The organism is Sphingomonas bacterium (assembly GCF_903644055.1).
Lineage (GTDB): Bacteria > Pseudomonadota > Alphaproteobacteria > Sphingomonadales > Sphingomonadaceae > Sphingomonas_I.
In genome coordinates this window covers 1-5689 of sequence record NZ_CAHJXD010000257.1, presented here as the reverse complement: position 1 = coordinate 5689, position 5689 = coordinate 1, and the positions used below count along the sequence as shown (strand labels likewise).

Here is a 5689-nt window from a genome sequence, read left to right as displayed (position 1 = left end):
CGCTTCGAGAACTGGAAGCTGCGGCGTGCCTTGGCGCGGCCGTACTTCTTGCGCTCGACGGTGCGGCTGTCGCGGGTGAGGAAGCCCGCCGCCTTGACCGGCGCGCGCAGCACCGGCTCGAACTTGGTCAGCGCCTGCGCGATGCCGTGCTTGACGGCGCCCGCCTGGCCCGAAAGCCCGCCGCCCGCGACCGAGACGACGACATCATATTGACCCTCGCGATCGGCGATCGCGAACGGCTGGTTGATGACGAGCCGCAGCGTCGGGCGCGCGAAATAGACTTGCTGATCGCGGCCGTTGACCGTGACCTTGCCCGAACCGGGCTTGATCCAGACGCGAGCGACCGCATCCTTGCGGCGGCCGGTGGCATAGGCGCGGCCCTGCGCGTCGATCTCCTGCTCGCGCAGGATGGCCGGTGTGGAGGGCGATGGCGGCACATCGATCTGGCCGGCGAGATAGGCCTCGGCGCCATCGGCGGGTGCCGCGGCGTCGGGCGCGGGGGCCTGCTGGCCGGTGAGCGCCGCGAGATCGGCGAGAGACTGGCGATTGTCGGACATTATGCGCCCACCTTATTCTTGCGGTTCAAGCCCGCGATATCCATCGGCTCCGGCGATTGCGCGGCATGATCATGCTCGGTGCCCTTGAAGACGCGCAGGTTGCGCATCTGCTGGCGGCCCAACGGCCCGCGCGGGATCATCCGCTCGACGGCCTTTTCCAGCACGCGCTCGGGGAATTTGCTGTCGAGCACCTTGGCGGCGGTGATGCCCTTGATGCCGCCGGCATAGCCGGTGTGCTTGTAATAGATTTTCTGGCCGAGCTTCTTGCCGGTGAAGCGCACCTTGTCCGCATTGATGACGACGACATTGTCGCCGCAATCCATGAACGGCGTGAAGCTCGGCTTGTGCTTGCCGCGCAGCACGTTGGCGATGATCGAGGCGACGCGGCCGACGACGAGGCCGTCGGCATCGATCAGATGCCATTTCTTCTCGATCGTGGCGGGCGTGGCCACCTTGGTGGTCTTGGTGAGCACCTTCATTGGGCGTCCTTAGTTGGCGAAGGTGCCGCGCGGACACCTGAAAACAAACCGGCGCCGCCCGCGAAGGAGCAGCGCCGCTGGAGGCCCGTTAGCGAAGGAAGGCGATAAAAGTCAAGCAGAACAGCCGGTTTCTCGTAAGGTAACATGATACCACTACGGTCGCGGCGTGACATCCTGCGTGCCGATCGGCTGCGAACGGCCGTCGCCGGCGATCAGCGCGCGAGCGCGATGCTGGGCGATCAGCAGCCCGCTGCCGCGATCGACGCTGAGCTCGGTCGTCTCGGAAAATCGCGGCGAGCCGGCGGTGGTGGGCGCGGTCGCGGTGGTGATGCGATAGCGCAGCGTGCGCGCGTCGGCGGAGAGCAACATCACCTGCCCTCTGGCGGGCAGCGTGCCGCGCGGCGTGGCGATCGCGGCTTCGAAGCCTGCCGATTCGCCGGGCGCGAGCGCGGGCAGCGGCGGCGGCAGGATCTGGAGCAGCGGATGGCGCAGGCGATCGTCGCGCGCGGCGGGCGCCGTCTCGGCATCCAGCACCTTGTGCGCGGCGGCGCGGACCGCCGCCGGGAGGCTGCGATCGGCATCGAGCTTGGCGCGAAGCGCGGCGCGCGAGGCTAGAAAGGCTGCCCAGGCCGGGCCGGGATCGATCACTTCGCGGGGGCTTCCGTCGCGATCGAGCCTTACGCTGGTTTCGATGCCGATCAGCGGATCGAGCAGGCGCGAGACGGCATCCCTTTCCTGTCTTGGGCCATCGACCGTTCCGGCGAGCGGCGTGAGATGCGCGATCATGCCTTGCCCGGCGCGCGTGAAGACGAGGCGATCGATCGTGGTGATCGTCGCCGGATGCGCGCCCGTATAGACGTCGCGGACCCGATAGGAGAGCAAGCGATCGAGCGGGGGTGCGAAGGCGGCGGCGATCGTCGCGACGAGCGCCGCCGCGATCATCGCCGCCGCGCTTCGCCCACGACATGCGCGCACCAGACGAGGCAGGCGAGCAGCAGCGCCGCCACCGCCTGATGCGCGACCGCGATCGGCAGCGCGACGCCGCTGAGCAAAGTCCAGATGCCGAGCAGGATCTGGAGCGCGACCGCCGCGACGGCGAGCACGGCGGCCGACGATCCCCCCCGGCGCCATGCGGCGCGGGCGAGCAGGATCGCGGCGATTGCGACGCCCCACGCCCACCAGCGATGGACGAACTGCACCGCGACCGGATTGTAGAGCAGGTTGTGCGCGACGCTCGCCGCCGCCCAGCCGCCGGCGGGGAACAGGCGATCGCCCATCAGCGGCCAGCTCGAAAAGGCATAGCCCGCGCGCAGGCCGGCGGTGAACGCCCCGAAGATGAGCTGGAGCGCCAGCGCGAGGATCGCGAGCAAAGGCAGCAAGCGTAGCCGGGCGCGCGGCTGCCCGTGGCTGCGCCCGAACAGATCGAGCGCGGTCCAGATCAGCACCGCATAGATCAGCATCGCGGCGAGCAGGTGCGTCGCGAGGCGGAGGTGGCTGACCTCGGTGCGCGCGGTGAGGCCCGAGGCGACCATCCACCAGCCGACCAGCCCTTGCAGCCCGCCCAGGCAAAGGATCAGCAACGTCCGCCAGCCATAGCCCCTGGGGATCCAGCTTTTCCACCAGAAGGCCAGCAGCACGAGGCCCAGCACCACGCCGATCGCGCGCGCCAGCAGCCGGTGGACATATTCCCAGAAAAAGATGTGCTTGAAGCCTTCGAGCGTCATGCCCTGGTTGAACGCGGCATATTGCGGGATCGCCTTGTAGCGCGCGAATTCGGCCTGCCATTCGGCGGCGTTCAGCGGGGGGAGGATACCGCCGATCGGCTTCCATTCGGTGATCGAAAGCCCGCTCTCGGTGAGCCGCGTGATCCCGCCGACGATGACGATCGCGAAGACCAAAGCCGCCACGACCAGCAGCCAGCCGCCGAGCGCGCGCGGGCGGGGGGAAAAGGGGGTGCGGGCAAGAAACACCGGCAAGCCTATGGCGGGCGGGGGGGCCGCGTTCAACCGTGCATCCCGCGTTCAGCCGAACTTCGCTGTGGCTTCGGCGCAGCATCGCCGTCAAAGCTGTGGGCAACGGGCCACATCCGGTAGCGGCGCCGGCGAGAGACGGCTAAGGGTCGGAATTCGGAGATAGAAAAAACGATGTCGAAACCCGAAACGCCGCTGCTCGACCAGGTCGCCACCCCCGCCGATATCCGGGCGCTCGAGGCCGGCAAGCTCCGCCAGCTCGCCGACGAGCTGCGCGCCGAGATGATCTCGGCGGTCTCGGTGACGGGCGGCCATCTCGGCGCGGGGCTCGGCGTCGTCGAGCTGACCGTGGCGCTGCATTATGTGTTCGACACGCCCGCCGACGCGCTGATCTGGGACGTCGGCCATCAGGCCTATCCGCACAAGATCCTGACCGGGCGGCGCGACCGCATCCGCTCCCTGCGGCAGCCGGGCGGCCTTTCGGGCTTCACCAAGCGCAGCGAGAGCGCGTTCGACCCGTTCGGCGCGGCGCACAGCTCGACCTCGATCTCGGCGGCGCTGGGCTTCGCGATCGCCAACAAATTGAAGGGCGATCCCGGCAAGGCGATCGCGGTGATCGGCGACGGCGCGATGTCGGCGGGCATGGCCTATGAGGCGATGAACAATGCCGAGGCGGCGGGCAATCGCCTCGTCGTGATCCTCAACGACAACGACATGTCGATCGCGCCGCCGGTGGGGGGGCTCTCCGCCTATCTCGCCAGGACGGTCTCGTCGCGGCCGTTCCTGACGCTGCGCGACCTCGCCAAGCGCATGGCGCGCAAGCTGCCGCGCCCGTTGCAGGACGCGCTCGAAAAGACCGACGAATTCGCGCGCGGCATGGCGATGGGGGGCACGCTGTTCGAGCAGCTCGGCTTCTATTATGTCGGGCCGGTCGACGGGCACAATCTCGATCATCTGATCCCGGTGCTGGAGAATGTCCGCGACGCCGAGGAGGGGCCGATCCTCGTCCATGTCGTCACCAAGAAGGGCCATGGCTACGGCCCCGCCGAGGCATCGGCCGACAAATATCATGGCGTGCAGAAATTCGATGTCGTCTCGGGCGTGCAGGCCAAGGCGCCCGCCGGCCCGCCGCAATATCAGAACGTGTTCGGCGATGCGCTGGTCGCCGAGGCGCGGAACGATCCGCGAATCTGCGCGATCACCGCGGCGATGCCTTCGGGCACGGGGGTCGACCGCTTCGCCAAGGCGTTTCCCGAGCGCAGCTTCGACGTCGGCATCGCCGAGCAGCATGCGGTGACGTTCGCGGCGGGGCTGGCGGCGCAGGGGATGCGGCCGTTCTGCGCGATCTATTCGACCTTCCTCCAGCGCGCCTACGACCAAGTGGTCCACGATGTCGCGATCCAGAATCTGCCGGTGCGCTTCGCGATCGACCGCGCGGGGCTGGTCGGCGCCGACGGGGCGACGCATGCGGGCAGCTTCGACGTCACCTATCTGGCGACGCTCCCCAATTTCGTCGTGATGGCGCCCGCCGACGAAAGCGAGCTGGTCCATATGGTCCACACCGCCGCGGCGCATGACGATGGCCCGATCGCCTTCCGCTACCCGCGCGGCCAGGGCACCGGCGTGGCGCTGCCCGAGGTGCCCGAGCGGCTGGCGATCGGCAAGGGGCGGATCGTGCGCGAGGGCAAGACGGTGGCGATCCTCAGCCTCGGCACGCGGCTCGCCGAGGCGCTGGCGGCGGCGGAGCGACTGGAGGCGCAGGGACTTTCGACGACGGTAGCCGACCTGCGCTTCGCCAAGCCGCTCGACAGCGCGCTGATCCGCAAATTGCTCGCGACGCACGAGGTGGCGGTGACGATCGAGGAGGGCGCGGTCGGCGGGCTCGGCGCGCACGTCCTGACGCTGGCGTCGGACGAGGGGCTGATCGACGGCGGGCTCAAGCTGCGCACGCTGCGGCTGCCCGATACGTTCCAGGATCATGACAAGCCCGAGGCGCAATATCATGACGCGCGTCTCGACGCCGACGCGATCGTCGAGACGGTGCAGACCGCGCTCCGGCGCAACAGCGTCGGCATCGTGGGGGGCTTTCGCGCCTGAACGGGGCGGGGTTGGGCGGAGCGGGATGCCCTGGAGCCATCCGACTCTAGAGGCTGTCCTGTTCAAGCTGAACGTCACCCCGGTCTTGAGCCGGGGTCCCGCTTCTCCACCACGTTGGCAGGCAGCGGGACCCCGAACAAGTCCGGGGTGACGGTCGATTTGAGGCAGCGCCGTCCGAATCGTTCGACGTCGATCGGCCCTAGCGTCATTCGTTATTTTTCGCTGTCCTACACGTACCATATGGGTTAAGAGTCAAATCGTGATTCGCTGGCTTTCCTCATTGGTGCGGCTTGCCTGCGCGCGGCCGTGGTGGTGCGTCGCCGTGGCGCTGCTCGTCGTGGCGGGGTCCGCATATTATGCCGTGGGACATTTCCGGATGAGCAGCGACGCGACCGCGCTGATCTCGGACGAGGTGCCGTGGCGGGTCGCCGAGAAGAGGATGGACGCGGCGTTTCCGGCCAACGGCGATGCGACGCTGGTCGTGATCGACGGGCGGACGGCCGAGCTTGCCGATCAGGCGGCGGCGGCGCTGGCGGCGCGGCTGGCGGGGGATGCCGCGCACGTCCGCCGGGTGACGCGGCTGGAC

The 5689-nt window shown here is 68.7% G+C and carries 5 protein-coding genes and 1 pseudogene; 2 read left to right on the top strand and 4 right to left on the bottom strand.

Annotated features, from left to right (window positions below):
- From rpsI to HUU94_RS11325, 4 genes are all read right to left on the bottom strand, one after another.
- Window positions 1-557, bottom strand: a 557-nt coding sequence (gene rpsI, locus HUU94_RS11340; protein WP_174275184.1) for a 30S ribosomal protein S9, incomplete at its 3' end; no start/stop codon positions are given.
- A complete protein-coding gene (gene rplM / locus HUU94_RS11335; protein WP_174275183.1) occupies window positions 557-1036 on the bottom strand; it encodes a 50S ribosomal protein L13 in 480 nt (159 codons plus the stop codon). The genes rplM and rpsI, both read right to left, overlap by 1 nt.
- A gap of 153 nt (window positions 1037-1189) precedes the next feature.
- On the bottom strand, window positions 1190-1978 hold the full coding sequence (locus tag HUU94_RS11330; RefSeq protein ID WP_174275182.1) for a hypothetical protein: 789 nt from the start codon (window positions 1976-1978) through the stop codon (window positions 1190-1192).
- Window positions 1975-3006 carry a COX15/CtaA family protein gene (locus HUU94_RS11325; RefSeq protein WP_174275181.1) on the bottom strand — a complete coding sequence of 344 codons (1032 nt, stop codon included), beginning with the start codon at window positions 3004-3006 and terminating at the stop codon, window positions 1975-1977. The genes HUU94_RS11330 and HUU94_RS11325 overlap by 4 nt, the downstream gene beginning before the upstream one ends.
- Before the next feature lie 174 nt (window positions 3007-3180).
- Between HUU94_RS11325 and dxs the strand changes: the two genes are divergently transcribed.
- Together dxs and HUU94_RS11315 are read left to right on the top strand one after the other, a co-directional pair.
- Window positions 3181-5103: a 1-deoxy-D-xylulose-5-phosphate synthase gene (gene dxs / locus HUU94_RS11320; protein WP_174275180.1), complete on the top strand. Its 1923-nt coding sequence runs from the start codon at window positions 3181-3183 to the stop codon at window positions 5101-5103.
- A 259-nt stretch (window positions 5104-5362) separates the two neighbouring features.
- Window positions 5363-5689, top strand: a pseudogene (locus HUU94_RS11315) (MMPL family transporter); the annotation flags it as partial.

What these genes read in the sequence shown, in the direction of transcription:
- HUU94_RS11330 (WP_174275182.1), bottom strand. Translation starts at nt 1,978, where the DNA reads ATGATCGCGGCGGCGCTCGTCGCGACGATCGCCGCCGCCTTCGCACCC.
- rplM (WP_174275183.1), bottom strand. Translation starts at nt 1,036, where the DNA reads ATGAAGGTGCTCACCAAGACCACCAAGGTGGCCACGCCCGCCACGATC.
- dxs (WP_174275180.1), top strand. Translation starts at nt 3,181, where the DNA reads ATGTCGAAACCCGAAACGCCGCTGCTCGACCAGGTCGCCACCCCCGCC.